We start from the raw sequence: 26,211 nt of genomic DNA on the forward strand, positions 1-26,211 counted from the left end.
GGCGGTTGGGGCTCGCAAGCTCACTCCTCGCGCTCACCGGTCACATCCACCCATCACGGGGTCCAGCGAGGCGCCGCCGGCGATCACGTCGGCGATCAGGCCGCCCTCGGCCATCGCCGGGAGGGCCTGGAGGTTGACGAAGCTCGGCTCCCGGTAGTGCACCCGGTACGGGCGGGTGCCGCCGTCGGAGACGGCGTGCACGCCCAGCTCGCCGCGGGGCGACTCGATGCCGACGTACACCTGGCCCGGCGGGACCCGGAAGCCCTCGGTGACGAGCTTGAAGTGGTGGATCAGCGACTCCATCGACTGGCCCATGATCTTCGCCACGTGCTCCAGCGAGTTGCCCATGCCGTCGACGCCGATGGCGAGCTGCGCCGGCCAGGCGATCTTCTTGTCGGCCACCATCACCGGGCCTGGCTTCAACCGGTCCAGCGCCTGCTCGACGAGCTTGAGCGACTCCCGGATCTCGGCGAGCCGGACCAGGTAGCGGCCCCAGACGTCGCCGTCCGGGTGGGTCGGCACGTCGAACTCGTACGTCTCGTAGCCGCAGTACGGCATGGTCTTGCGCAGGTCCCAGGCGAGACCGGCGGAGCGCAGTACCGGGCCGGTGACGCCCAGCGCGAGGCAGCCGGTCGCGTCGAGCACCGCGACGTTCTTGGTGCGCTCGGTCCAGATCGGCTGGCCGGAGAGGAGGTCCTCGTACTCCTTGAGCCTCTTCGGCAGCATCTTGAGGAACTTGTGGATCTTGACGATCGCCTCGTCCGGCACGTCCTGCGCCACGCCGCCCGGCCGGACGTACGCGTGGTTCATCCGCAGGCCGGTGATGCTCTCGAAGATGTCGAGGATGTACTCCCGCTCGCGGAAGCCGTACAGCATCATGTTGATCGCGCCCAGCTCCATGGCCGTGGTGGCCACCCAGACCAGGTGCGAGGAGATCCGGTTCAGCTCCATCATCAGGACCCGGATCGTGGTGGCCCGCTCGGTGATGTCGTCGGTGATGCCGAGCAGCTTCTCCACCGCGAGGCTGTACGCCGTCTCGTTGAACAGCGGAGCGAGGTAGTCCATCCGGGTCACGAAGGTCGAGCCCTGGACCCAGTTGCGGTATTCCAGGTTCTTCTCGATGCCGGTGTGCAGGTACCCGATGACCGACCGCGCCTCCCGGACGGTCTCGCCCTCCAGCTCCAGGACCAGCCGGAGCACGCCGTGGGTGGACGGGTGCTGCGGACCCATGTTCACGACGATCCGCTCGTCGTTGATCGGGTCCGTGCCGGAGACGATCTGGTCCCAGTCCCCACCGGTGACGGTGAAGACCCTGCCCTCGGTGGTCTCGCGCTCGGTGGCGTAGTTGGACGTGGTCACTGGTAGGACCTCCTCCGGTCCGGCGGCGGAATCTCGGCGCCCTTGTACTCGACCGGCACGCCACCCAGCGGGTAGTCCTTGCGCTGGGGGTGCCCCTCCCAGTCGTCCGGCATGAGGATCCGGGTCAGGTTGGGGTGCCCGTCGAAGACGATCCCGAACATGTCGTACGCCTCCCGCTCCTGCCAGTCGGCGGTCGGGTAGACGCCGGTGACGCTCGGCAGGTGCGGGGCCTCGGCGGACACCGCGGCCTCCAGCCGCACCCGGCGGCGGTACGTCATCGAGGTGAGCTGGTAGACCACGTGCAGCCGACGCTCGTCCGCACCGAGGTAGTCCACCCCGGAGACCGAGGAGCACAGCTCGAAGCGCAGGGCCAGGTCGTCCCGCAGCACCTGGCAGACCTCGGCGATCCGCTCCGGGCGGACGTGCAGGGTCAGTTCGCCCCGGTCGACCACGACCTTCTCGATCGCGTCGCCGAACGCCGGGTACGCCTCCTCCAGCGCGTCGCGGACCTCGTCGAAGTAGCCCCCGTACGGCCGGGGGGTCTCCTCGACCGGCTGGCGCTGGCGGACCAGTCCCCCGAAGCCGGAGACGTCGCCCGTGCCGTGGATGCCGAACATGCCGCGCCCGGCCGGGCTGGCCGGCGGGTGCTCGGCCGGCGCGCCGCTGCTGGCCCCGGCCGGCGTCACCGGCACCGGCAGGCCACCGGTGTTCGGCTTGTCGGAAGGTGCGCCCATCGCGCTCACTTGATGCCCCCGTGCGGGTGGAGGTGGTTCTGGGCCTTCATCCAGTTCTCGATCCGCAGCTGCTCCTCGCGCCCCTCGCGGACCGCCTTGGTCCACTCGGCGCGGCGGGCCTTGTCACTGCGGTACGACGACGGCATCGAGCCGTACGGGACGACCGGCAGGTCGCCGCGCTCCCGGCGGGCCTCCAGCATCTTGCGGCCGTTCGGGCCCAGCGGCTCGTGCATGACCTTCTCGCGGAGCTTGAGGATCGCGTCGATGAGCATCTCCGGCCGGGGCGGGCAGCCCGGGAGGTACATGTCGACGGGCACGATGTGGTCGACGCCCTGCACGATGGCGTAGTTGTTGAACATGCCGCCGCTGCTGGCGCAGACGCCCATCGAGAGCACCCAGCGAGGCTCGGCCATCTGGTCGTAGATCTGGCGCAGGACCGGGGCCATCTTCTGGCTCACCCGGCCGGCCACGATCATCAGGTCGGCCTGCCGGGGCGAGGCGCGGAACACCTCCATGCCCCAGCGGCCCAGGTCGTAGTGCGGGCCACCGGCGGCCATCATCTCGATGGCGCAGCAGGCCAGGCCGAAGGTGGCGCCCCAGAAGGACGTCTTCCGCGACCAGTTGACCAGCTTCTCCACGGAGGTGAGCAGGACGCCGGCGGGAAGCTTCTCCTCGATACCCATCTGCGTGCCTCTCTCAGTCCCAGTCCAGGCCGCCGCGCCGCCACACGTAGGCGTACGCGACGAAGACCGCGACGATGAACAGGACCATCTCCACGAAGCCGAAGATCGGCAGGGCGTCGAACGAGACCGCCCAGGGGTAGAGGAAGATGATCTCGATGTCGAAGACGATGAAGAGCATCGCCGTCAGGTAGAACTTGATCGGGAACCGGCCGCCCCCGACGGGCTGCGGGCTGGGTTCGATGCCGCACTCGTACGCCTCGAGCTTGGCCTTGTTGTACCGGAGCGGGCCGGCGAAGCGGGCGGCGGCCACGGAGAACAGCGCGAACGCCGCGGCGAGGGCGAACAGCCCGATGATGGGTGCGTAAGGCGAGAGCGTCATTGTGGTCTCCTGCTCGTCCTTCCCTGCCCTCGGCGGTGGTTGGCCAAAATCACACTATTCACGTCCCTCACGACAGCTGTCGGCGGGGTCGATCCCGGTCCGGCCTGCGGTCCTCGTCGACCGTCCCGGCCGCAGTCCCGCACTCGTCGGCGGCCTGCGGGCTCACGCGAACTCCTCGCGCTACACGGCTGGCGCCGCCTTCGTCATCGCGTTGATGACCCGGTCCATCGCGTCCCCGCCGCTCGGGTCGGTCAGGTTGGCCAGCAGCTTGAGCACGAAGCGCATCAGGGCGGGGTGCGGCATGCCGTGCTTGGTGGCCACCCGCATGATCTCCGGACGGCCGATCAGCTTCACGAAGATCCCGCCGAGCCGGTAGTAGCCGCCGAACCGGGCCTTCAGCTCCTGCGGGTACGCCATCAGCGCCCGCTCCCGCTCGGCGCCGGCCGGCCGGGCAAGGGCCTGCACCGCGATCTCCGCGGCCAGCTCGCCGGACTCCATCGCGTACGCGATGCCCTCGCCGTTGAACGGGTTGACCATGCCGCCGGAGTCGCCGACCAGCATGACGCCGCGGGTGTAGTGCGGCACCCGGTTGAAGCCCATCGGCAGCGCCGCGCCGAGGATCGGCCCCTCGGCGTTCGCCTCGTCGGTCATCCCCCAGTCCTCGGGGGTGTTGGCCAGCCAGTCGGTGAGCAGCCGCCGGTAGTTGGTCTTGCCGAAGGCGGTGGAGGAGTTGAGCACGCCGAGGCCGACGTTGACCCGCCCGTCACCGAGGCCGAAGATCCAGCCGTACCCGGGGAGCAGGTTGTCGCCGCTGTCCTTGCTGCGCAACTCCAGCCACGACTCCAGGTAGTTGTCGTCGTGCTTGGCGGGTGAGCGGTAGTACCGCCGGACGGCCACCCCGATCGGCCGGTCCTCCCGCTTGGCCAGCCCGAGGGCGAGCGGGAACCGGCCGGAGACGCCGTCCGCGGCGACCACCAGCGGGGCGCGGTAGGTGGCCGGCTCCTTGTCCGGGCCGACCTCGGCCTCCACCCCGACCACCCGGTCGTCGGCGTCGAGCACCGGGCCGATCACGTTGACGCTGGTGCGCAGCTTCGCCCCGGCCGAGACGGCGCGTTGGGCGAGCAGGTCGTCGAAGTCGAGCCGGGTGCGGACCAGGCCGTAGTTGGGGAAGCTGGCCAGGTCCGGCCAGTCCAGTTCCAGGCGGACGCCGCCGCCGATCACCCTCAGGCCCCGGTTGTGCAGCCAGCCCGCCTCGGTCGAGGTGTCCACGCCCATCCGGATGAGCTGCCGGACCGCGCGCGGGGTCAGCCCGTCGCCGCAGACCTTCTCCCGGGGGAACTCGGTCTTCTCCAGCAGCAGCACCCGCACGCCGTGCCGCGCCAGGTGGTAGGCCGTCGCCGAGCCACCGGGACCGGCGCCCACGACGATCACGTCGGCGTCGTTCTCCACCGCGGTCATCTGCGCCTCCTCCCGCGCGCTCGTGAAATCCTTCACAAGCCAGTCGGGTGGAGTCTAGGACCGGCGTTACGTCCCCGCCGGGTTAGGTGGCCCTAACTTGCCGAGGTGGGAGCCGCCGGGCTCCACAAAGGGGTCAATGCGGCGCGGAGGTGGGCTCGTCCAGACCCGCGTCGACCCGGATGGCCTCCGGCAGGTGGTCCCGCAGGGCGCCGCCGGCCGCGCGGTCCAGGGCCGCCAGCACCTCCGCCACCACTTGACGGACGTCGGCCGGGTCGACCCCCGCCAACTCCCTGAGCTGGGCGACGAGTTCCACGGCATCGTCACTCGGCGTCGCGCGCGCCGGCTCTGCTCCCGTCATGGAGCGAGCTTACGGGGCAAAGTGGACTAATTCGGCATATTCACGAAACGCGCCGCAGTCGGACCGGGTCAGTCGCGAACCGCCCGGTGCAGGGCGACCACGCCGCCGGTGAGGTTGCGCCAGGCCACCCGGCCCCAGCCGGCCGCGCCGATCCGCGCCGCCAGGGCCGGCTGGTCGGGCCAGGCCCGGATCGACTCGGCGAGGTAGACGTAGGCGTCCGGGTTACTGGACACGGTGCGGGCCACCGCCGGCAGGGAACCCATCAGGTACGACAGGTAGACCGTGCGGAACGCCGGGTTCACCGGGGTGCTGAACTCGCAGACCACCAGCCGGCCACCGGGCCGGGTGACCCGGGCCAGCTCACGCAGGGCGGCGTCGGTGTCCGACACGTTGCGCAGCGCGAAGGAGATGGTCACCGCGTCGAAGCTCGCGTCGGCGAAGGGCAGCCGCAGCGCGTCCCCGGCCAGCAGCGGCACCGAGGGGCGGGACCGCTTGCCCGCGTGCAGCATGCCGAGGGAGAGGTCCGCGCCGATCGCGTACGCGCCGGACTGGGCCAGTTCCTCGGTCGAGACGCCGGTGCCCGCGCCGACGTCCAGCACCCGGTCGCCGGGGCCGAGCCCGAGCGCGGCCCGGGTGGCCCGCCGCCAGAACCGGTCCTGCCCGAAGGAGAGGACGGTGTTGGTCAGGTCGTAACGGGCCGCCACGCCGTCGAACATCGCGGCGACCTCGTGCGGCTGCTTGTCCAGGTTGGCGCGCTGGCCCTGCGGGGTACGGCTCACCCCTCCACTCTGCCAGCCGGCGTCCCACCGACCGGCGCCGGGGCGGTGCGGGAAAACGCGGACGGGCGGGGTGGTCGCCCACCCCGCCCGTGCCGGCGCACCGGACGCGTCAGTCGTTCGACTTCTCGTCCCCCGGGGTCACCAGCAGCACCCGGCGGCGGCGGGAGAGCACCAGCAGCGCCCCACCGGCCAGCAGCACGGCGCCGCCGACGCCACCGATCAGCCCGGCCTGCGCGCCGGTCACCGGGAGCCCGCCACCACCACCGCCGGTGCCCGGCGAGGTGGTCGCGCTCGGCTCGCCGGACGAGCCCGGGGTCGGGGTGCCGGTCGACGTCGGGGTGGGGGTGGGGGTGGGGGTGGGCTGCGCGGACAGGTCCACGAAGACGTCGAAGACGGCCTGGTTGTCGACCTCGTCCGTCTCGGTGAAGGCGCGCCGCTGGGCCGCCGAGGCGACCTGCGGCTCCGACTCGGGAGCACCCTGCGCCTCGTCCAGCCCATACGCGAAGAGTTCGCCGATGCGCAGCACCGGCTGGTCGGCGTCCGCGGCGACCTTCACCCGGACGTCGTCGGTGTAGTACTCGCCCGGCCGGAGCACCGCGCCGGAGTCCTCGCAGAACGCCTGGGCCAGGCCGCGGATCTCCTGCTCGACGCAGTTCTCGGGCAGCTTCGCGAAGCTGACCTTGGCCGGCAGGGTGATGGTGTAGAAGACGCCGGTCGCCCGGCGGCTGCCGTCGTTGTAGATCGCCCAGTCCAGCGGGGCGGTCGCGCCGCGCGGGATCGGCTTGAGGTCCGGCTCGTTGCTCTGCGCGCCGTCGACCACGACGTTGGCGTACCCGTCCTGGACCCAGGAGGTGAGGTCGTAGCCGGGTCGGGTGACGGTGACGTCGACGGTCTCGCTGTTGTCGTCCGTGTTCGGGTCGGCGGTCGCCGAGGTGATCGTCACCGTCAGCGCGCCGCCCTTGCCCCGGGCGCCGGTGCTGAACAGCGGGATCCCGAAGTCCTCACTGGTGCCGCCGGCGAGGTCGCCGAGCAGGCAGGTGAAGGCGGTGCCGGAGACGTCGCAGCCGTCGGGGACCACGACACCGACCCGCTTGGTCAGGCCCTTCGTCTCCACGGTGACCCGGACGTCCCGGGCCGCCACCGAGCTGCGGGTGTTGTTGACGATGAACTTGAACGGCTTGGCCTTGGCCGCCTTGACGCCCAGGGCCAGGTTCTCGCTGATCGGGACGAGCGCCAGGTCGGCCTGGTCGGCTGCCTGGGCCGGGGCCGCTGCGGTGGCCAGGCCACCGGCGGCCAGCAGCGCCACGGCGCCCACCCGGGCCAGGGCCGAACGGTGGAACGAGGTCATTGATCCCCCGGGGTTAGGGAAGGAGGGAGGTTTTGCGGAACCGAGCGGACGTTATCCGAGGTAGATCGAATGCGCCAGGAGTGGACTCGGCAATTCATCCGTCCGGCCCCCACCCGTTACGACGGTGGGGGCGGGATGGTCACCCATCCCGCCCCCACCGCCGTGCTCTATGTGAACGGCCCCCACGGGCCGATGGAGGACTGGGCCTCGAACCACGTCGCGAGGGACGTTAGCGACCCGCGCTGGCCTGCGCGACCCTTCCGGGCGACAGGACGCACACCAGGTCCGACAGGCCGAGCAGAACTGTCCGGACCGCCGATCGGCTCACCGGCCGACCGGCCGGTGAGCGCTCGCCCAGCGTGCCCGCCGGTGCGCGGTGGGTCAGTTGACCTCGACCAACGGCAGCGGCCGGCCCGCACCGCCGCCGGGCATGGCGATCGACGAGAAGTGCGAGACCACCCGGTCGTCGGTCGGGTCGTCGGCCGGGGTGCGGTGCACCGCGAGCCGGCGGTAGAGGGTGTCCCGCTGGGCCGGGATGCGGTCGGCCGAGCGGATCATGCCGATCAGCTCGTGCAGGTTGGAGCGGTGCCGGGCGCCGGCCGAGGAAATGACGTTCTCCTCCAGCATGATCGAGCCGAGGTCGTCCACCCCCATGTGCAGGGCGAGCTGCCCGACGTCCTTGCCGGTGGTCAGCCAGGACGCCTGGAGGTGCGGGACCGTCTCGAAGAACAGCCGGGCCACCGCGACCAGCCGCAGGTACTCCAGCGTGGTGGCCTGCGTGCGGCCCTTGAGGTGGTTGTTCTCCGGCTGGTACGTCCACGGGATGAACGCCCGGAACCCCCCGGTGCGGTCCTGTACGTCGCGGATCATCCGCAGGTGCTCGATCCGTTCGGCGTTGGTCTCGCCGGTGCCCATCATCATCGTCGCGGTCGACTCCAGGCCCTGCCGGTGGGCCAGTTCCATGACCTCCAGCCAGCGCGCGCCGGACTCCTTGAGCGGCGCGATGGCCTTGCGCGGCCGGTCCGGCAGCATCTCGGCGCCGGCGCCGGCGATCGAGTCCAGCCCGGCCGCCTTGATCCGGGCGATGGCCTCGTCGAGGCCGACGCCGGAGACCTTGGCCATGTGCAGGATCTCGCTCGGCCCGATCGAGTGGATGGCGAGCTGCGGGTACGCCTTCTTCACCGAGGAGAACAGCTCCTCGTAGTACTCCACCCCGTAGTCGGGGTGGTGGCCGCCCTGGAGCATGACCTGGGTGGCGCCCAGCTCGACCGCCTCGCCGCAGCGGCGCAGGATCTCCTCGGTCGGGTGGGTCCACCCCTCCCGGTGCTTCGGCGCGCGGTAGAAGGCACAGAACTTGCACGCCGTCACGCAGACGTTCGTGTAGTTGATGTTGCGGTCGATCAGGTACGTGACGATGTCGTCGGGATAGCGCCGCCGGCGCACCGCGTCGGCCGCCTCGCCGAGGGCGTGGAAGGGCGCCTCGGTGTAGATCAGCAGGGCCTCCTCGGGCGTGATCCGCCCGCCGTCCGCGCCGCGCTGCAGGATGTCGTCGATCTCCCGGCTCACACTCACGCCCCCGAGCCTACGTCGCCCCGCCCCCGGCCGGCCGGACCGGACTCCTGTCGAACACGACACAGCCCGTCCCGGGACAGCCGGACGCGCGAGGACTTACCCCGGGATAAATCGGTACATTAACATGCATAAATGATCACCGAGCTGACCCCACCATCCCCTGGCTCGCCGACGTGCTCCGAAGCGCCGGCGTCTCAGTGGTCGAGCACGGCAACTGGCTGGGCCGGGTCGCCGGCAGCTCGTTCGCCCCGATCGGCGTGCTCTGGCACCACACCGCCCGTCAGGCGTCATAGTCGACCGTGAGGGTGTCGGTGAGCGGGCTGGACTGGCAGGTCAGGACGTACCCGGCGGCCACTTCGTCCGGCTCCAGGGCGTAGTTGCGGGCCATCGTGACCGCGCCGTCGACGACCTTGGCCCTGCAGGTCGAGCAGACCCCGCCCTTGCACGCGTACGGCAGCTCGGCGCGCACCCGCAGCGCCGCGTCGAGGACCCGCTCCTCACGGCCCATCGTGACCGACGACGACCGGCCGTCGAGCACGATCGTCACCTCCGCCCCGGCGCCGGGCCGGTCGGCGGGGCGGCTCGGCGGCTCGGGGGCCTCGGCGACGTGGAACAGCTCCGTGTGCACCGCCGACTCCGGCAGGCCGCGCTCCGCCAGCACCGCCTTCGCGTCGACCACCATCCCGTACGGGCCGCAGAGGAACCACTCCTCGATCGCGTCGCCCGGCACGATGGTGTCCAGCAGCCGGCCCAGCCGCCCGGCGTCGATCCGCCCCGACAGCAGCGGCGACTCGCCCCGCTCGCGGGAGAGCACGTGCACCAGGTGCAGCCGGGCCGGGTACCGGTCCTTCAGGTCCGCCAGTTCCTCGGCGAACATCACCGAGTTCGCCGTGCGGTTGCCGTACACCACGGTGAAGGTGCTGGCCGGCTCGACGGCCAGGGCGGTGGCGACCAGCGCGAGCACGGGGGTGACGCCGGAGCCGGCGACCACCGCGCCGTAGCGGCGGGCCCGGTCCGGCGCGAACGCCGTGGTGAAGTTCCCGAGCGGGGGCAGCACCTCGACGGTGTCGCCGCCGCGCAGGCTCCCGCAGGCGTACCCGGAGAACGCGCCGCCGGGGATCTCCCGCACCCCGACCCGCAGCCGGCCGTGCCGGGCCAGGTCGTCCGGCGTCGAGCAGATCGAGTACGACCGCCGCACGTCCTGGCCGTCCTCCCCGACGCGCCGCACGGTGAGGTGCTGACCGGCGCGGAACGCGAAGGTCTCCCGCAGTTCCTCGGGCACGGCGAAGGTGATCGCCACGGCGTCGGCGGTGAGCCGGTCGACGGCAGCGACGGGCAGCGGATGGAAGGCCGGCCGGCGACGGACCGGGCGGGTGATCGTGACAGTCACAGCGCCTTCAGGTGGTCGAAGGGTTCGGAGCAGGAACGGCAGCGCCAGAGCGCCTTGCACGCGGTGGAGCCGAACCGGCTGACCTGCTCGGTCTCCGGGGAGCCGCAGCGTGGGCAGCGGACGGCGAGGGTCAGCGGCACGGCCGGACCGGACCGGGCCGGGCCGGGCGGGGCGATGCCGGCGTCGGCGAGCTTCGCCCGACCGGTCGCGGAGATCCAGTCGGTGCTCCAGGCCGGGCTGTAGACAGTGCGGACCGCCGCGTCCGGGTGGCCGGCGGCGGCGAGCGCGCGGCGGATGTCGGCGCGGATCACGTCCATCGCCGGGCAGCCGGTGTAGGTGGGCGTGATGGTCACGGTCACCCGGCCGGTGGTCGGGTCCTCGTCGACCGCCCGCAGGATGCCGAGCTCGTCGATGGTGACCACCCGGATCTCCGGGTCCACCACCGCCGCCACGGCCGCCCTGGGGTCACTCACCAGTACCATCCTTCGTTCGCGACTGCGGGGCTCCGCTTCGCTGCACTCCTCGCGCTCACCAGTACCATCCTTCGTTCGCGACTGCGGGGCTCCGCTTCGCTGCACTCCTCGCGCTCACCATGGCCGCCCGTCGTTCGCGACTGCGGGGCTCCGCTTCGCTGCACTCCTCGCGCTCACCAGGTCGCCCCCGGGTGGGCGCGGTGCAGCACCTGCATCTCGGCGAGCAGGTACGACAGGTGCTCGGTGTGCCGGCCGTCCCGCCCGCCGGCCGGTGCCCAGCCGTCCGCCGGCCGGGCCAGCGTGGCCTCGGCGAGCACCGGGTCGACGGTGGCGTCGAACGCCGCGCGCAGGGTGGTCGGGTCGACCGGCGCGCCCGGGAACGGCGCGAACAGCTCGTGGACGTACGGCCAGACCTGGTCGACGGCGGCCTGCATCCGGCGGTGCGACTCGGCGGTGCCGTCGCCGAGCCGCCGCGCCCAGAGCGAGGCGTGGTCGAGGTGGTACGCGGACTCCTTGCGCGCCTTGGCCCCGATCGCGGCGAGCCGCTCGTCGGCGCAGCCGGCCAGCGCGGTGTACAGCGGGAGCTGGTACGCCGACAGGAAGAGCAGCTTCGCCATGGTCACCGCGAAGTCGCCGTTGGGCAGCTCGACCAGCAGGCAGTTGCGGAACTCCCGGTCGTCGCGCAGGTACGCCAGCGCGTCCTCGTCCCGGCCGGCGCCCTCCAGCTCGCCCGCGTACGTGAGCAACAGCCGGGCCGCGCCGAGCTGGTCGAGGGCGATGTTGGCCAGCGCGACGTCCTCCTCCATCTCCGGGGCGCGGGTGGTCCACTCGGCGAGCCGCTGCGCGGCGATCAGCGCGTCGTCGCCGAGGGCGAGGGCGAGGTCGAAGGGGCCGTTCACAGGTGGGCCACCCCGTCCGGGACCTCGTAGAAGGTGGGGTGGCGGTAGACCTTGTCGGCCGCCGGGTCGAAGAAGGCGTCCTTCTCGTCCGGGCTGGACGCGGTGATCGCGCCCGCCGGCACCACCCAGATCGACACCCCCTCCTGGCGGCGGGTGTACAGGTCCCGGGCGTTGCGCAGGGCCAACTCGGCGTCGGGGGCGTGCAGGCTGCCGACGTGGGTGTGCGCCAGCCCGCGCCGGGCCCGCACGAACACCTCCCAGAGCGGCGACGGCTCCGGTGCCGCCGGTTGCTGTCCCGCTCGCTCGCCGCGCTCGCTCACGCTGCCACCCTCTCCTGCTCCGCCGCCCGCTGGGCAGCCCGCTCCGCCTGCCTGGCGGCGTACGCCGTGGCCGCCTCCCGCACCCAGGCGCCGTCGGCGTGGGCGTGGCGGCGGTGCTCCATCCGCTGCCGGTTACACGGCCCCTGGCCCTTGATCACCCGCATCAGCTCGTCGTAGTCGGGCTGGGTGTAGTCGTACGCCTGCCGCTCGTCGTTCCAGCGCAGGGCGGGGTCGGGCAGGGTGAGGCCGAGGATCTCGGCCTGCTGCACGCACATGTCGACGAAGCGCTGCCGCAGCTCGTCGTTGGAGAACCGCTTGATCTTCCACGCCATCGACTGCGCGGAGTGGGTGGAGTCGCCGTCCGGCGGGCCGAACATGGCCAGCGACGGGTACCACCAGCGGTCGACCGCGTCCTGCGCCATCGCCCGCTGGGCGGGGGTGCCGTGGGCCAGGATGTGCAGGATCTCGTAGCCCTGCCGCTGGTGGAACGACTCCTCCTTGCAGACCCGGATCATCGCGCGCGCGTACGGCCCGTAGGAACAGCGGCAGAGCGGGACCTGGTTGACGATCGCCGCGCCGTCCACGAGCCAGCCGATCACGCCCACGTCCGCCCAGGTCAGCGTGGGGTAGTTGAAGATCGAGCTGTACTTCTGCCGCCCGTCGAGGAGGAGCTGCACCAGTTCGTCCCGGCTGACGCCGAGGGTCTCCGCGGCGGCGTAGAGATAGAGGCCGTGCCCGGCCTCGTCCTGCACCTTGGCCAGCAGGATCGCCTTGCGTTTGAGCGAGGGCGCCCGGCTGATCCAGTTCCCCTCCGGCTGCATCCCGATGATCTCGGAGTGCGCGTGCTGGGCGATCTGCCGGATCAGCGTCTTCCGGTACGCCTCGGGCATCCAGTCGCGGGGCTCGATCTTTTGGTCGGCGTCGATCACGTCGACGAAGTACGTCTCCAGGTCGGCGTCCGGACCGGGGGCGCCGACGCGCTGCCGGGCCGCCGCATCCCGCAGCGCCGTCTCCGCCGCCTCCACCTCGCCGAGCAGGCCACCGCCGGGCGCGTCCTGCGGGGCGGGGAAGTCGTTGCCATACATGACAACAAGTGTTACAGCTCGCGACGCCTGACACCAGAGGGTGTCACAGGTTTCCGAAGACACCTTCCGCCACGAATCGGCCACTCAGGGTGCCGACGCAGGCTGGATGGCGGATATGACATGGGTCACTGAACAAAGGTGAAAGCCCCCAAGAATGGCAAAGCGGTCCATTATCCCGCCTTCATAGCAACCTGACAGGCGTCGGATCCTGGCGTCAGGGCCGTCCGGACGTAGACTTTGCCGGTCACACCGATCGGCTGCCGACGATTGCCAGCGCCAGACGGAGGCCACTTCCCCCGGCCTCGGCGATCACGCCGACCCTTTCGGAAAACGACCGGTCCCCCGGCCCTGACATCTGGAGCTCATCCACTCATGCGACCTCGCGTGGCCATGGTGCTCGCCGTCGTGGCGGTCCTCCTCGGCAGCGCCATGCTGGTTCCCGCCGCGTACGCCCGGCTCTCCGACGACGACACCGGCGGATCCGGCGGGGGCGCGCAGAGCGTGCCGGTCCCCGAGCCGACCGCCCCACCGCCACCGACCCTGGCCGCCGGCCCGGTCTCGGTGAGCTTCTCCGGCGAGTTCTTCTCCTGGGCCCTGATGGACCGGGCCACCGGCACCATCTCCGGCTCGAAGAACCTGGCCTCGACCAACTCCACCGAGTCGATGATCAAGACTTGGTTCGCCGCCGACTACCTGCGGCAGCTCGGCGACAAGCCGCTGCCCGCCGAACGGCGCAAGCAGATCAGCACGGCGATCCGGGACAGCAACGACGACTCGGCCAACGCGCTGTACTCGGCAGTCGGCAAGGCCGCGACGATCAAGCGGATGATCAGCACCTGTGAGCTGACCGACACCAAGTCCGGCAACGTGCCCGGCTACGTCGGCTGGTGGAGCTTCACCCGGATGTCACCCCGGGACGCGGTCCGGCTCGGCGACTGCGTCGCCGACGGCACGGCCGCCGGCCCCAAGTGGACGTCGTACCTGCTGGACGAGATGAGCAAGGTTCGCGGCAGCGTCAAGGAGCAGCAGACCCGCTCCGGCGGCGGCAAGTGGGGAATCGTCGACGGGCTGCCCGCCGAGATAAGGACGCAGGGCCCGGTCAGTATCAAGAACGGCTGGACCCCGTTGAACTACGACGGGAACTGGCACGTCAACTGCCTTGCGGTCACCGAGAAGTGGAGCCTCGCCGTCATGCTGCGTTACCCGCAGAAGAGCGGTCTGTCCTACGGCGCGAAGGTCTGCGCCAGCGTGGCGACCCAACTGGTCACCCCGCAGCCGGGCGCCGCGCTCAAGGTGCCGCAGCAGCCGGTCGGGAAGCTCTGATGGCGGGCAGCCGCCGGGCCCGCGGCGGGGAGGCATCTCCGCTGCGGCTGATCGTGATCGCCGTCGTCCTGATCGGGCTCGTGCTGGTGTCGTTACGGCTGATGCCCGGCTCCCCGCTGGCCTCGGCCGCCGCCGCCAGGTGGGGTGACCCGTCCGCCCCGGTCGACCGGGCGGCCGACGCCCCGCCGGACCGCAGCTCGCGCCCCAGCCCCAGCCCCAGCGCCAGCCCGTCGCCGTCGCCGGAGCCGCTGCCGTTCGCCGACAGGCAGATCGACCTCGACATCGAGGGCTGGTACGCCTGGAGCGTGCTGGACACCCGGACCGGGAAGATCATCGGTTCGAAGAACATGGACGAGACCAGCACCACCGCGTCGCTGATCAAGGCCTGGATCGTCGCCGACTACCTGCGCCGGGCCGACGAGGCCGGGCAGACGCCGAGCGACGCGAAGCTCGCCGACGCCACCCGGATCATCCGGGACAGCGACAACACCCGGGCCGAGCAGTTCTACAACTCCGTCGGCCGGTCCGCGTCGATCAAGCGGCTCATCTCCATCTGCAAGACCACCGACAGCAGCGTCGCCGCCGACGGGGGCTGGAGCCGGACGAACCTCTCCCCCCGGGACACCGCGCGACTCGGCGCGTGCATCAAGGACGGTCGCGCGGCGGGACCCGAGTGGACCAAGTGGCTGATCAACGAGATGCGGCTCGTCCGGGGCGCCGGTGACTTCGGCATCCGCAAGGCGTTCCCAGAGTCGGAGCAGAAGAAGATCGCCATCAAGAACGGCTGGATCGACCGGACCAGGGAGCAGGAGATGCACATCAACTGTCTGGCCATCGGCGACGACTGGACGATGGGCGTGATGGTCCGCTACCCGATCGGCATGGGCTACGAGTACGGCATGAAGAACTGCCAGAAGATCACCGAGGCGGTGCTGCGCTCGACCACCTGACGGGCGGGCGTGTCCCCGCCCCGCGACGGCGGGGTGGCCGGTCCGGGGGGCCCGGTGTGGGCGTCCCCGCACCCCACCCGGTCCACGCCGTCAGCCGGCGAAGAACCGCGGGCCGCCCTCGGGCAGGGCGGGGGCCTCGCCGATCTCGGCGGCCCGACGGGCGAACTCGCGCAGCCCGGCCACCTGCCGCGCGCCGAGCGAGAAGTCCAGCGCCCGGAAGTACGTGGCCAGGGTGTCCGCGTCGAACGGCTCCCACCGGGCGCCCGCCTCGGCCACCTGGTCCAGCTCGACGAGACAGAGGTCACGCGAGCGCAGGAACGCCTCGTGCACCTCCTTCACCAGGCCGGGGTGGGCGGCGGCGAAGTCCCGGCGTACCGCCCAGACGGCGAAGACCATCGGCAGCCCGGTCCAGTCCCGCCAGGCCTGGCCGAGGTCGGTGACCTCCAGGCCGCGCCCGGGCGCCTCGTAGAGCGCCCGCAGCGCCACGTCGCCGATCAGCACCCCGGCGTCCGCCTCCAGCAGCATCTGGGTCAGGTCGGGCGGGCAGCGGAAGTACTCGGGGTGCACGCCGTACCGCTCGCCCAGCAGCAGTCGGGCCAGCAGCACGCCCGTGCGGGACGTCGAGCCGAGGGCCACCCGGCCCCCGTCCAGCTCGGCGAGCGGCCGGGTCGACACCACGTTGACCGAGAGCACCGGGCCGTCGCTGCCCACCGCGAGGTCGGGCAGGAGCAGCAGCTCGTCGGCGTGGCGCAGGTACTCGACGTGCGAGATCGGCCCGATGTCCAGGTCACCGGCGACGAGCGCGGCGCTCAGCCGATCCGGCGAGTCCTTGTGCAGATCGACGTCGATCAGGGCACCGGAGCGCATCAGACCCCAGTAGATCGGCAGGCAGTTCAGGAACTGGATGTGTCCGACCCGGGGGCGGGCGATGCGGTCAGCCATGCTGTGACCGTATCCCCGGGGCCCGTCCGGGGCTCAGCGGGCGGCTCTCGAAGTGGCCAATTCCGCATCCGGCCGCAGGACCGCCCCGCCCCGCCGGGCGGCGGCGACGCGCTCCGCGCGAGCTGCCCGGGCGACCGGGACGGCGAACGCCCCGACCGCCAGCGTCCCCGCGAGGCCGCACGCCGCCACCAGCGGTCGGGGCTCAGCCAGCTCCAGCAGCAGGCCGCCCGCCGCGAACCCGACCATCGAGGCGCCCTGGGTGGCCGCGCCGAACACGGCGTACGCCCGGCCCAGCGCCACCTGCGGCACCCGGCGTGCCATCAGCACGTTGTTCAGGACGTTGTCCCCGCCGTTGGCCACCCCGCCGAGCAGCCAGACCGGCACCAGCAGCCAGGCGGACGGCACCGCGGCGGAGACCAGCACCGCGACGCAGCAGCCGCCGAGCAGGAGCAGGCCCGTGCCGAGCAGCCGGCCGTCGTCGGTGAGCCGGCGGGCCAGCGGGGCGAGCGCCCACGCACCCAGCACGACGCCGAGCGTCCAGGACCCGGTGACCAGCCCGTAGACCGTGGTGGAACTGCCCAGCGTCTCCCGGATGAAGAACACCTCGATCACGTTGATCGCCCCCACCGCGCCGATCACCCCGGCGAGCGAGGCCACCATCGCGACGAGCAGCCGGTCCCGGCGCAGCCGCCAGCCCGCTGCGGTCGGCCCGGCCCCGCGCGTCGCCGGCTCCGCCCCGGGCGTCGGCCCTGCCCCGGGCGTCAGGGCGGCGGACCGGGCACCGCCCCGGCGCGTCCGGATCAGCAGACCGGCGGCGACCAGGACGAGGTAGCTGGCGGCGTCCACGAGCAGCGGCAGGCGGGTGCCAAACCCGCCGACCAGCAGACCGGCCAGCGCGGGGCCGGCGAGTGCGCCGAGGGTGCCGGCGGTCTGGTTGAGGGCGCTGGCCCGGGGCAGGTCGGCCGGCCGCACCATCGCCGGCACCAGCGCGGAGAGCACCGGCTGGGTGACCGCGAGGCCGGCCGCGAGCAACGCCACCAGGCCGATCACCAGGGCCGGGTGCCGGGCGTACGCGAGGGCCAGACAGATCGCGGCCTGGGCCAGGCCAGCCCCGACCAGCAGGGTGCGGGAGTCCACCCGATCGGCGAGCCGCCCGGTCAGCGGGGCGAGCGCGACCAGCGGCAGGGTCGCCGCGATCAGCAGCCCCGACACGGCCGTCCCGCCGGCCCCCGCGGACTGCAGGGCCAGGGTGAGGGCGCTCGCCGCGAGGAAGTCCCCGCAACTGGAGACGCCCCGGGCGACGGTGGCGAGCCAGACGTCGGACCAGCGCGACCGAACAGATGCGAAGGACATGCTTCGAAAATAATCCTTCACACTTGCCGCTGGCAATCCCCTCCAGCCCGGCAGGGCCGCTCAGTCGATGGGTACCGACCGCCACTGCACCGCGACGGTGCGCGCATCGGCCGGCGGGTCCTGCCGCAGCCGGCGGCGGTACGGTTCCAGCAGGCCATGGACGGCCTCGTTGAGTGCGGCCAACTCCTCGGCGGTGAGCAGCAGCACGCTGTCGCTGAACGAGCCGACGGCGTACCACTCCGGGGACTCCTCAGGCGCCCGGCGGAGCCAGTCCCGGGTCCGCTGCGTGTCCCGCGCGATGTGCGCCTCCACGAGGGCCAGCTCGGCGGCCCGCGCCTCGGAGTCGGCCGCCTGACCCGCGTCCACGTGGTAGGACGGGCTGAACGCCCGCCACACCCGTTCCCTGGCGTCCCCCCGGCTCGGCGCCTGCTCGACCAGGCCGAACCCCGCCAGCGCCCGCAGGTGGTAGCTGGTCGCGCTCGGCGAAAGCCCGACCAGCTCCGCGCACTCTGTGGCGGTGGCCCCGCCCGGAAGCGAGCTGAGATGCTCCATGATCGCGAGCCGGGCCGGGTGGGCCAACGCCCGCATCACCTGCGGATCGCTGATCGTCACCCGCTGCCGCTCGGGCCGTGCCTCGGTCATGGCCCCCATGATCCCGCCCACGGGTCGCCGGTGCCATCGACCCGTCGAGGAGGGCGTCGTTCAACCGCTGATCGTCGTCGCTGTGCCGAGGGCCTGATCGAGGGTCGCCAGGGAAAAGGCACGTTTGTGCTGGGAGCACGGGAACAGCACGAATAGCGGCGTTGCTCGACGTCAGATCCGCACCGACCTTGGATGCGCTCCGACGTGGCCGAGTACGTCCGCGACGGGGCAGCCGGACGGGGCGTAGACTGTTCGCCCCCGCCGACGGCCGCGGTGTCGAGCACCGCAGCGGACGTCCCGCGCCGGCCCCCGATGTCGGAAACGCGAGCGGCAGCGTTTGTTTCCCTCGCCGAGGAGTACGTCGGATGACCCTGCACGCCCCCGTTTCACTCGACACCGAACTGGCCGCCGAACGGGCCCACCTGGACGCGTCCCGTGCCGCGCTGGCCCGCATGCGCGAACGGACCGAGGCCCTCTTCGCCACCGGCCACAACGTCGCCGGCGACGCGTTCACGGCCGAGACGCTGGGGCGCACCCTGTCCCGTCGCGTCGCCGAGCTGGCCGACCAGCCCGACACCCCGCTGTTCTTCGGCCGGCTCACGTTCGGCGACGAGGAGCACCACATCGGCCGCCGCCACGTCACCGACGACCTCGGCGAGCCCATGGTGCTGGACTGGCGGGCGCCGGTGTCCCGGGCGTTCTACCGGGCCAGCGCCCGCGACCCGCAGGACGTCACCGTGCGCCGCCGCTTCGGCTTCGACCGTGGCGCGCTGACCAGCTTCGAGGACGAGCGGTTGGACCGGGGCGAGGAACTGGGCACGGCCAGCCGCATCCTCACCGCCGAGATCGAGCGCCCCCGCGTCGGGCCGATGCGGGACATCGTCGCCACCATCCAGCCGGAGCAGGACGAACTGGTCCGCGCCGACCTGGCCGACTCGATCTGCGTGCAGGGCGCGCCGGGCACCGGGAAGACGGCGGTCGGCCTGCACCGGGCGGCATACCTGCTCTACCTGCACCGGGAACGGCTGCGCCGCTCCGGGGTGCTGATCGTGGGGCCGAACCGGGCGTTCCTGTCGTACATCGCGGCGGTGCTGCCGGCGCTCGGCGAGGTCGAGGTCGCGCAGGCGACCGTGGAGGATCTGATCACCCGGGTGCCGGTGCGGGCGGTCGAGGACCCGGCGGTGGCGACCCTCAAGCACGACCCGCGGATGGCCGAGGTGCTGCGCCGGGCGGTCGAGTCGCGGGTCGCCGTGCCGGCCGAGCCGATCATGGTGTCCGACGGGTCGTTCCGCTGGCGGATCGGCCTCGACCCGCTGCACCGGGTGGTCGAGGAGACCCGCCGGGAGGGGCTGCCGTACACCACCGGGCGGGAGCGGGTCCGGGCCCGGGTGGTCGGCCTGCTGCAACGCCAGTCCGAGGCCCGCCGGGCGGAGTCGCCGGGCGATGCCTGGCTGCGCCGGATGGGCAAGTGCCGCCCGGTCGCCGACTTCCTGGACGCGGCCTGGCCGGCGCTCACCCCGGAGGGCCTGGTGCACAGCCTGCTCGCCGACCCGGCGGCGCTCGCGGCGGCGGCCGACGGGGTGCTCACCGACGCCGAGCAGGCGCTACTGACCTGGGCGAAGCCGGCGCGCACCCCGAAGGCGACGAAGTGGACGGCGGCCGACGCGGTGCTCGTCGACGAGGCCGCCGGGCTGCTGGAGCGCCCCGCCGGCTTCGGGCACGTGGTGGTCGACGAGGCGCAGGACCTGTCCCCCATGCAGTGCCGGGCCATCGCCCGGCGCAGCGAGCACGGGTCGATCACCCTGCTCGGCGACCTGGCCCAGGGCACCGCCCCGTGGGCCGCCCGCAACTGGCGGGAGTCCCTGGCCCACCTGGGCAAGCCGGACGCGGCGGTGGTGCCGCTGAGCGTCGGCTTCCGGGTACCCGCCGCCGTGGTGGCGTTCGCCAACCGGCTGCTTCCGGCGCTTGAGGTCGACGTGCCCCCGGCCGAGTCGCTGCGCCGCGACGGGACGCTGGACGTGCGTACCGTGGCCGACCCGGCGGCGGCGACGGTGGTCGAGGTGCGCGCGGCGCTGGGCCACGACGGCTCGGTGGGTGTGATCGCCGCCGACGACGCGGTCGCCGGGCTGCGCGCGGCGCTGGCCGCCGCCGGGATCGACACCGCCACCGCCGACGAGGTGGAGGCCGCCGCGCGGGTCACCGTGGTGCCCGCGACCCTGGTCAAGGGCCTGGAGTACGACCACGTCGTGGTCGTCGAGCCGGCCGCGATCGTGGCCGCCGAGCCGCGCGGGCTGCACCGGTTGTACGTGGCGCTCACCCGGGCGGTCTCCCGCCTGACGGTGCTGCACACCGCCCCGCTGCCCGCCCCGCTGGACTGAACGACGGGTCAGCCGCACCGCACCGGCTCTAGGCGATCGCGGGACCGGCCGAATGCCTCTGTCCCCGGTGGCGCGCGGGGGGTACACCATAGGGCGGCGGCAGCCGTCCGCCCGCCGATCCGAAGGAGCCGTCATGATCCTCGCCCGCGCCGACCAGGCCACCCGCCGGTACGGCGACGTGCTCGCCCTCGACCGGGTCAGCCTCGACGTACGCGCGGGCGAGCTGGTCGGCCTGCTCGGCCCGAACGGCGCAGGCAAGAGCACCCTGCTGAACCTGCTGGTCGGGCTGCGCCGGCCCACCGCCGGCCGGGTCGAGCTGTTCGGCGGCGACCCGCGTGACCCCGCCCACCGCCGGCAGATCGGGGTCACCCCGCAGGAGACCGGCCTGCCCGGCACACTGCGGGTCGGCGAGGTGGTCGACTTCGTCGCCGCCCACTATCCGGACCCGGTCCCCCGGGGCGAGCTGCTGGACCGGTTCGGCCTCACCGACCAGGCCCGGCGGCAGACCGGCGGGCTCTCCGGCGGCCAGCGCCGCCGGCTGGCCGTGGCGCTCGCCTTCATCGGCCGGCCCCGGCTGGTGGTCCTCGACGAGCCGACCACCGGGCTGGACGTCGAGGCCCGGCGCACCCTCTGGGAGGCGATCCGCGGCTTCCACGCCGACGGCGGCACCGTGCTGCTGAGCAGCCACTACCTGGAGGAGGTGGAGGCGCTGGCGCACCGGGTGGTGGTGATCGGACAGGGCCGGGTGCTGGCCGACGACACCACCGAGGCGATCCGCGGGGTGGTCGGCGTGCGCCGGGTCAGCCTGGTCGCGGACGACCTGCCGGCGCTGCCCGGGGTGGTCCGGGTCGAGCGCGTCGAGGACCGTACCCACCTGCTCACCACCGACGCCGACCGGCTGGTGCGGGAACTGGTGGCCAGCGGAGCGCCGTTCCACGACCTGGAGGTGCGCCCGACCTCGCTGGAGGAGGCGTTCCTCGCGATCACCGCGCCCGGCGGGCAGGACGCCGTCCCCGCCGGGGCGGACGCCCCACCGACCGCCACCGACCACGCCGGCCAGCCCGCCGCCTCCTGAGGAGACACCGGTTCCCGTGAGACTCGCCCTCGTGCACGCCCGCTACCAGTTGCTGGAGACGATCCGCATCCCGGTGGCGGTCTTCGGCAGCGCCTTCTTCCCCGCCGTGTCGATGCTCTTCTTCGTGGTCCCGTTCGCCGGGGACGACCCGACCGGCGCGACCTACGCCACCGCCGCCATGGTCACCTTCGCCGTGATGAGCGCCAACATCTTCCAGTACGGCGTCGGGGTGGCCGAGGACCGCGCCCAGCCCTGGAACCCGTACACCCGCACGCTGCCGGCCGGGCCGGCGCCGCGCTTCGCGGGCCGGGTGCTCGCGGGGCTGGCGCTGACCCTCCTCTCCCTGCTGCCGGTGGTGGTGATCGCGGCGCTGCTCACCGACGCCCGGATCAGCCCCGGGGCGTTCGGCCTCGCCGTCGCCGCGGTCGGGCTGATCTCGGTGCCGTTCACCCTGCTGGGCCTGGCCATCGGGTACGCGCTGCCGAGCAAGGCGGCGATCGTGGTGGCCCAGGTCGTCTTCTTCCCGCTGGCGTTCGGCGGCGGGCTGCTCTCCGCCCCGGGCGACGCGCCCGCGTTCGTCGAGACGATCGCGCCGTACCTGCCGACCCGGGGGGCGGTCGAGCTGATGTGGGCGGCGGTCGGCCCCTGGCGTCCCGCGCCGCTGTCGGTGGCCATGCTCGGCGTCTGGATCGTGGTGCTGGCGGCCCTCGCCGGGTGGGCGTACCGGCGCGACGAGGGACGCCGCTTCCACTGACGCGCCGCGCGGAGGCCCGGCGGTCGACGCCCACCCGGGGCAGTTCGCCCCAATTCCGCCCGCCCGGCCCGGCGGCGATGCCAGGATGCGGGCAGGGCGTCCCGCCGGGGCCGCCCCCTGCGGAGAGGGGTCAGCGTGAGCACCGTCCCGCCCGGCACGCCGTGCTGGGCCGACCTGGCCACCCCGGACCTGGCGGACGCGCGGCGCTTCTACCCGGAGCTGTTCGGCTGGACCGGCCGGGTCGCCCCGCAGCCGGAGGCGGCCGGCTACACCACCTTCCTCAAGGACGGCCGGTCGGTGGCGGGCGCCGGGCCACCGGCCACCCGGGACCAGGTGCCGATCTGGTCGACGTACGTGGCGACGGACGACGCGGACCTGGTCACCACCCGGGTGGAGGCGGCCGGCGGGCAGGTGCTGGTCACCCCGTTCGACGTGTTCGACCAGGGTCGGATGGCGGTCTTCGCCGACCCGGCCGGCGCGGTGTTCAGCGTCTGGCAACCGATGGCCCACCCGGGGGCGGAGCTGTTCAACGCCCCCGGGGCGATGAGCTGGAACGAGCTGGTCACCCCGGATCCGGAGGGTGCGCAGGTCTTCTACGAGCTGGTCTTCGGCTGGCATCCGGAGGAGCAGCCGACGGAGCCCGTCACGTACACCGGGTGGCGGTTGGGCGGACGGGTCGTGGCCGGGATGATCCCGCCGCTGGGCGACGGCTTCCCCGCCGATCTGCCGGCGTACTGGACCGTCTACTTCGCCGTGGCGGACGCCGACGCCACCGCCGCCCGGGCCGCCGAGCTGGGCGGCACGATCCTGGTCCCGCCCCGTGACATCCCCCAGGGTCGGCTCGCCGCCCTCCGCGACCCGCAGGGCGCCCTCTTCTCCGTCATCGCCCTCGCCGGCTGAGTCCGGCGCGGGGGCGGACGGGGACCACCAGCGGGCCGTGCTCGCCGGGCAGGACGCGGACGGAGGCCCGGTAGTGGGTCGCCAGGAGGTGTTCGGTGAGCACGTCGCGGGGCGGCCCGGCGGCGGCGACCCGGCCGGCGGCCAGCAGGACCATCCGGTCGGCGTACTCGCCGGCCAGGGAGAGGTCGTGCATGGTGGCGAGGACGGTGAGGCCGTGCTCGCGGCGGAGCTGGTCGACCAGCTCCAGCACCTCCTGCTGGTGGCCGATGTCCAGGGCGCTGGTCGGCTCGTCGAGCAGCAGCAGGGTGGCGCCCTGGGCAAGCGCCCGGGCCAGGAAGACCCGCTGCCGCTCGCCCCCGGAGAGGGTGGCCAGTTCCCGGCGGCCGAAGCCGGCCAGGTCGAGACGGTCCAGGACGTCCCGCACGGCGGCCAGGTCGGCGGCGGACTCCCGGCCCAGCGGCGGGATGAACGGGGTCCGGCCGAGCAGCACGTAGTCGAAGACCGACATGCCGGCCGGGACGACCGGGGACTGGGCGACGGTGGCCACCACCCGGGCGCGGTCGCGGCGGCGCAGCGCCTCGCTCGGCGTACCGAACAGGGAGATGGCGCCCGGCGCGGGCAGCAGGCCGCCGACGGCGCGCAGCAGGGTCGACTTGCCGGCGCCGTTCGGGCCGATCACGGTGACCCACCCGCCCGGCTCGACGCGCAGGTCGACGCCGCGCAGCACCGGCGCGCCGCCCAGGGTGACGCGCAGGTCCCGCACCTCGACGGCGGGCGCGCCGGAGACATTGGACGTGGTGGAGGCACCGGCGGCCGGGGCGCTCACGTCAGCACCCGGCGGGCGGTGCGCAGGACCAGGACGAAGAACGGGCCGCCGAGCAGCGCGGTTACCACGCCGATCGGGATCTCGGCGGGGGCGGCGGCGGTCCGCGCGACCACGTCGGTCAGCGCCAGGAACGCCCCGCCGAAGAGCAGGGACAGCGGCAGGATCACCCGGTAGCTCGACCCGGCGAGCAGCCGCACGGTGTGCGGGACGATGATCCCGACGAAGCCGATCAGCCCGGACGCGGACACGGCGGCGGCGGTGCCGAGCGAGGCGGCGGCGATCAGCAGGTAACGGGAGCGCTGCGGGTGCAGGCCGAGGCCGGTGGCCTCGTCGTCGCCGACCGACAGCACGTCCAGCTCGCGGCGGTGCAGCAGCACCACGACGGTGGTGATCAGGAAGTACGGCAGGACCAGCCGGACGTCGTGCCAGCCGGCGGTGGCCAGCCGCCCGAGCAGCCAGGAGTAGACCTGCTGGATGGTGTCGGAGTTGCGCTGGAGCAGGTACGTCTGGCCGGCGGAGAGGAACGCGGACACGGCCACTCCGGCCAGGATCAGCGTCGCCGTCGAGCGTCCCCGCCCGCCGGTCGCCCCGAGCAGGTAGGTCATGGCGACCGCGCCGAGCGAGCCGACGAACGCGGCCAGCGGGATGGTGACCGGGAGCCCGGTCAGCGCGCCGCCCGCCCCGGCGCCGAGGGCGATCACGGCGGTGACGGCGAGCCCGGCCCCGGCCGCCACCCCGAGCAGGTACGGATCGGCCAACGGGTTGCGGAAGACGCCCTGGTAGCAGCCCCCGGCCAGGGCGAGCAGCCCGCCGACCAGCAGCCCGAGCACCACCCGCGGCAGCCGAAGCTCGGTGACGATGGCGATCTCGCGCTCGGTCAGCCCGCTGTCCAGGCGGACCCCGGGCAGCAGGTTGACCAGCTCGGCGGCGACCCTGCCGGGGGGCAGACTGACCGGCCCGAGGGACACCCCGGCGACGAGCGCGACCAGCACGGCCACCACCCCCACGGCCAGCCAGCCGGGCCGCAGCCCGGCCGGCCGGCCCACGGGGGTGGTGGCCGGTGCCCTCCGCACGGCGGTGAGCCCGCTCAACGCCCGCCGCCGAGGGTCACGCCGGCACCTTGGCGACGGCGTCGACGACGGACCGGAGCAGGTCGACGACGCGCGGGCCCCAGCGCGAGGCGATGTCGTCGTCGAGCGCGACGACCTGGTTGTTCTTGACGGCGGTGACGCCCGCCCAGCCGCTGCGCGACTTGACGGTCGTGGGGCTCTGCTTGCAGCACTTGGTGTCGGCCAGGAAGACGAAGTCGGGGTTCGCCTTGACGATGACCTCCTGGGAGAGCTGCGGGTAGCCGCCGTTGCGCCCGTCGGCGTCCGACGGGTCGGCGATGTTCTCCAGGCCGGCGAGGGCGTAGATCGAGCCGATGAAGGTCTTGCTGGTCGCGCTGTACAGCTCCGGGCCCAGCTCGTGGTAGTACGTCAGCTTCGTCGACCGCTGCGGCAGGTCCTTGGTCAGCTTGGCGATGTCGTCCTTCATCCGCCGCACGACGTCGGCGGCCTCGGTGGCGTGGCCGGTCAGCGTGCCCAGGTCGGTGAGCTGCCGGTAGGAGTCGTCCAGCGTGGCCGCCGCCGGGGCGAGCAGCACCGGGATCTTCAGCGTCGTGAGCTGATCGACGATCTTGTTGGTGTCGTTGGAGAGCACCACCAGGTCGGGGGCCTTGCCGGCGATCGCCTCGGCGTTCGGCTGGAAGCCGGACAGGCCACTCTTCGGTGCCTCCGGCGGGTGGTTCGAGTTGTCGTCGACGGCGGTGACCTGCGTGCCTGCGCCGATGGCGAAGAGCATCTCGGTCGCGCTCGGCGAGAGCGAGACGATCTTCTCCGGGCGCTTCTCCAGCGTCAGTTTGCCGACGGTGGCCGGGAACGCCCCGGCCGCCGAGCTGCCGCCGGCGGCGGGCGTGTCGTCGGAGCTTTTCTCGGCGCAGGCGCCGAGCGCGAGCGCGGCCACCGCGAGGGTCGCGGCGAAGATCCGGGGGGTACGTCGGAACACATGTCCTCCTGTCGGTCGAGGAGTGTGGTGCTTCGCCGACAGGAGCCGTGGTGCGGATGCCCGTCCGCGAGGCGCCCTTCCTCGAGAGCGCGTGTCGCGACCGCGCCGCAGGCGACCTGGCTCGCCACACACGGCGGCGCCGGCCGACCGGCCGACGCCTGAAACGGAGCCGGCCGTCGTGGCCG

The 26,211-nt window shown here is 73.0% G+C and carries 26 protein-coding genes; 6 read left to right on the forward strand and 20 right to left on the reverse strand.

Annotation, left to right across the window (positions count from 1 at the left end):
- Positions 1–33 precede the first annotated feature (33 nt).
- From OOK41_RS00575 to paaA, 14 genes are all read right to left on the reverse strand, one after another.
- A complete protein-coding gene (locus OOK41_RS00575) occupies positions 34–1,359 on the reverse strand; it encodes an NADH-quinone oxidoreductase subunit D (RefSeq protein ID WP_117668426.1) in 1,326 nt (441 codons plus the stop codon).
- A complete protein-coding gene (locus OOK41_RS00580; RefSeq protein WP_266262415.1) occupies positions 1,356–2,093 on the reverse strand; it encodes an NADH-quinone oxidoreductase subunit C in 738 nt (245 codons plus the stop codon). The genes OOK41_RS00575 and OOK41_RS00580 overlap by 4 nt, the downstream gene beginning before the upstream one ends.
- 5 nt (positions 2,094–2,098) lie before the next feature.
- The gene (locus tag OOK41_RS00585) at positions 2,099–2,776 is read right to left on the reverse strand and encodes an NADH-quinone oxidoreductase subunit B family protein (protein ID WP_117668424.1); all 678 of its coding nucleotides are present in this window, start codon (positions 2,774–2,776) and stop codon (positions 2,099–2,101) included.
- Between the two features lie 13 nt (positions 2,777–2,789).
- Entirely contained in the window at positions 2,790–3,155 is a 366-nt protein-coding gene (locus OOK41_RS00590) for an NADH-quinone oxidoreductase subunit A (RefSeq protein ID WP_117668423.1), read from the reverse strand.
- Between the two features lie 180 nt (positions 3,156–3,335).
- Positions 3,336–4,613, reverse strand: a complete 1,278-nt coding sequence (locus tag OOK41_RS00595; RefSeq protein ID WP_266262416.1) for a geranylgeranyl reductase family protein — start codon at positions 4,611–4,613, stop codon at positions 3,336–3,338.
- A 133-nt stretch (positions 4,614–4,746) separates the two neighbouring features.
- Positions 4,747–4,971 (reverse strand): hypothetical protein, encoded by a 225-nt coding sequence (locus tag OOK41_RS00600; protein ID WP_117668421.1) that lies wholly within the window; start codon positions 4,969–4,971, stop codon positions 4,747–4,749.
- Between the two features lie 68 nt (positions 4,972–5,039).
- The gene (locus OOK41_RS00605) at positions 5,040–5,750 is read right to left on the reverse strand and encodes a demethylmenaquinone methyltransferase (RefSeq protein ID WP_117668420.1); all 711 of its coding nucleotides are present in this window, start codon (positions 5,748–5,750) and stop codon (positions 5,040–5,042) included.
- 109 nt (positions 5,751–5,859) lie between these two features.
- On the reverse strand, positions 5,860–7,098 hold the full coding sequence (locus tag OOK41_RS00610) for an LPXTG cell wall anchor domain-containing protein (protein ID WP_266262417.1): 1,239 nt from the start codon (positions 7,096–7,098) through the stop codon (positions 5,860–5,862).
- 381 nt (positions 7,099–7,479) lie between these two features.
- Positions 7,480–8,670, reverse strand: coding sequence for a cyclic dehypoxanthinyl futalosine synthase (mqnC, locus tag OOK41_RS00615; RefSeq protein WP_117668418.1), 1,191 nt, complete (start codon positions 8,668–8,670; stop codon positions 7,480–7,482).
- 280 nt (positions 8,671–8,950) lie between these two features.
- Complete coding sequence (gene paaE, locus OOK41_RS00620) at positions 8,951–10,060, reverse strand: 1,2-phenylacetyl-CoA epoxidase subunit PaaE (RefSeq protein ID WP_266262418.1); 1,110 nt, start codon at positions 10,058–10,060, stop codon at positions 8,951–8,953.
- Positions 10,057–10,533 (reverse strand): 1,2-phenylacetyl-CoA epoxidase subunit PaaD, encoded by a 477-nt coding sequence (gene paaD / locus OOK41_RS00625; RefSeq protein ID WP_266262419.1) that lies wholly within the window; start codon positions 10,531–10,533, stop codon positions 10,057–10,059. Before paaD ends, paaE begins: the two co-directional genes overlap by 4 nt.
- A 173-nt stretch (positions 10,534–10,706) precedes the next feature.
- Positions 10,707–11,432, reverse strand: a complete 726-nt coding sequence (paaC, locus tag OOK41_RS00630; protein WP_266262420.1) for a 1,2-phenylacetyl-CoA epoxidase subunit PaaC — start codon at positions 11,430–11,432, stop codon at positions 10,707–10,709.
- Positions 11,429–11,752 (reverse strand): 1,2-phenylacetyl-CoA epoxidase subunit PaaB, encoded by a 324-nt coding sequence (gene paaB, locus OOK41_RS00635; RefSeq protein ID WP_266262421.1) that lies wholly within the window; start codon positions 11,750–11,752, stop codon positions 11,429–11,431. Before paaB ends, paaC begins: the two co-directional genes overlap by 4 nt.
- On the reverse strand, positions 11,749–12,837 hold the full coding sequence (gene paaA / locus OOK41_RS00640; RefSeq protein WP_266262422.1) for a 1,2-phenylacetyl-CoA epoxidase subunit PaaA: 1,089 nt from the start codon (positions 12,835–12,837) through the stop codon (positions 11,749–11,751). The genes paaB and paaA overlap by 4 nt, the downstream gene beginning before the upstream one ends.
- Positions 12,838–13,209: 372 nt before the next feature.
- On the opposite strand from paaA, the gene OOK41_RS00645 reads away from it, so the two are divergent.
- Both OOK41_RS00645 and OOK41_RS00650 read left to right on the forward strand, forming a co-directional pair.
- A complete protein-coding gene (locus tag OOK41_RS00645; RefSeq protein ID WP_266262423.1) occupies positions 13,210–14,160 on the forward strand; it encodes a hypothetical protein in 951 nt (316 codons plus the stop codon).
- The gene (locus OOK41_RS00650; RefSeq protein WP_266262424.1) at positions 14,160–15,110 is read left to right on the forward strand and encodes a hypothetical protein; all 951 of its coding nucleotides are present in this window, start codon (positions 14,160–14,162) and stop codon (positions 15,108–15,110) included. The genes OOK41_RS00645 and OOK41_RS00650 overlap by 1 nt, the downstream gene beginning before the upstream one ends.
- A 90-nt stretch (positions 15,111–15,200) precedes the next feature.
- On the opposite strand, the gene OOK41_RS00655 is transcribed toward OOK41_RS00650, so the two are convergent.
- The 3 genes from OOK41_RS00655 to OOK41_RS00665 are packed head-to-tail and all read right to left on the reverse strand — an operon-like array spanning position 15,201 to position 18,047.
- Positions 15,201–16,052 carry a menaquinone biosynthetic enzyme MqnA/MqnD family protein gene (locus OOK41_RS00655; RefSeq protein ID WP_117668404.1) on the reverse strand — a complete coding sequence of 284 codons (852 nt, stop codon included), beginning with the start codon at positions 16,050–16,052 and terminating at the stop codon, positions 15,201–15,203.
- Between the two features lie 33 nt (positions 16,053–16,085).
- On the reverse strand, positions 16,086–17,405 hold the full coding sequence (locus tag OOK41_RS00660; RefSeq protein ID WP_117668403.1) for an MFS transporter: 1,320 nt from the start codon (positions 17,403–17,405) through the stop codon (positions 16,086–16,088).
- Between the two features lie 60 nt (positions 17,406–17,465).
- The gene (locus tag OOK41_RS00665) at positions 17,466–18,047 is read right to left on the reverse strand and encodes a helix-turn-helix transcriptional regulator (protein ID WP_117668460.1); all 582 of its coding nucleotides are present in this window, start codon (positions 18,045–18,047) and stop codon (positions 17,466–17,468) included.
- Between the two features lie 365 nt (positions 18,048–18,412).
- Here OOK41_RS00665 and OOK41_RS00670 point away from each other — a divergent pair, with 365 nt between their 5' ends.
- From OOK41_RS00670 to OOK41_RS00685, 4 genes are all read left to right on the forward strand, one after another.
- Complete coding sequence (locus OOK41_RS00670) at positions 18,413–20,425, forward strand: AAA family ATPase (RefSeq protein ID WP_266262425.1); 2,013 nt, start codon at positions 18,413–18,415, stop codon at positions 20,423–20,425.
- Positions 20,426–20,558: 133 nt separating this feature from the next.
- Entirely contained in the window at positions 20,559–21,500 is a 942-nt protein-coding gene (locus tag OOK41_RS00675) for an ABC transporter ATP-binding protein (RefSeq protein ID WP_117668401.1), read from the forward strand.
- A 16-nt stretch (positions 21,501–21,516) separates the two neighbouring features.
- Positions 21,517–22,254: an ABC transporter permease gene (locus OOK41_RS00680; RefSeq protein ID WP_117668400.1), complete on the forward strand. Its 738-nt coding sequence runs from the start codon at positions 21,517–21,519 to the stop codon at positions 22,252–22,254.
- A gap of 135 nt (positions 22,255–22,389) precedes the next feature.
- Positions 22,390–23,154, forward strand: coding sequence for a VOC family protein (locus OOK41_RS00685; protein ID WP_266262426.1), 765 nt, complete (start codon positions 22,390–22,392; stop codon positions 23,152–23,154).
- On the opposite strand, the gene OOK41_RS00690 is transcribed toward OOK41_RS00685, so the two are convergent.
- From OOK41_RS00690 to OOK41_RS00700, 3 genes are read right to left on the reverse strand one after another with little or no spacing between them, the layout of a single operon-like run.
- Positions 23,135–23,980: an ABC transporter ATP-binding protein gene (locus tag OOK41_RS00690; protein WP_266262427.1), complete on the reverse strand. Its 846-nt coding sequence runs from the start codon at positions 23,978–23,980 to the stop codon at positions 23,135–23,137. The genes OOK41_RS00685 and OOK41_RS00690 overlap by 20 nt on opposite strands.
- Positions 23,977–25,053 (reverse strand): iron ABC transporter permease, encoded by a 1,077-nt coding sequence (locus OOK41_RS00695; RefSeq protein ID WP_117668398.1) that lies wholly within the window; start codon positions 25,051–25,053, stop codon positions 23,977–23,979. The genes OOK41_RS00690 and OOK41_RS00695 overlap by 4 nt, the downstream gene beginning before the upstream one ends.
- A 34-nt stretch (positions 25,054–25,087) precedes the next feature.
- Positions 25,088–26,026 (reverse strand): ABC transporter substrate-binding protein, encoded by a 939-nt coding sequence (locus tag OOK41_RS00700; protein WP_266262428.1) that lies wholly within the window; start codon positions 26,024–26,026, stop codon positions 25,088–25,090.
- Between the last annotated feature and the right edge of the window lie 185 nt (positions 26,027–26,211).

The sequence above is a fragment of the Micromonospora sp. NBC_01655 genome (assembly GCF_026339755.1).
GTDB lineage: Bacteria > Actinomycetota > Actinomycetes > Mycobacteriales > Micromonosporaceae > Micromonospora.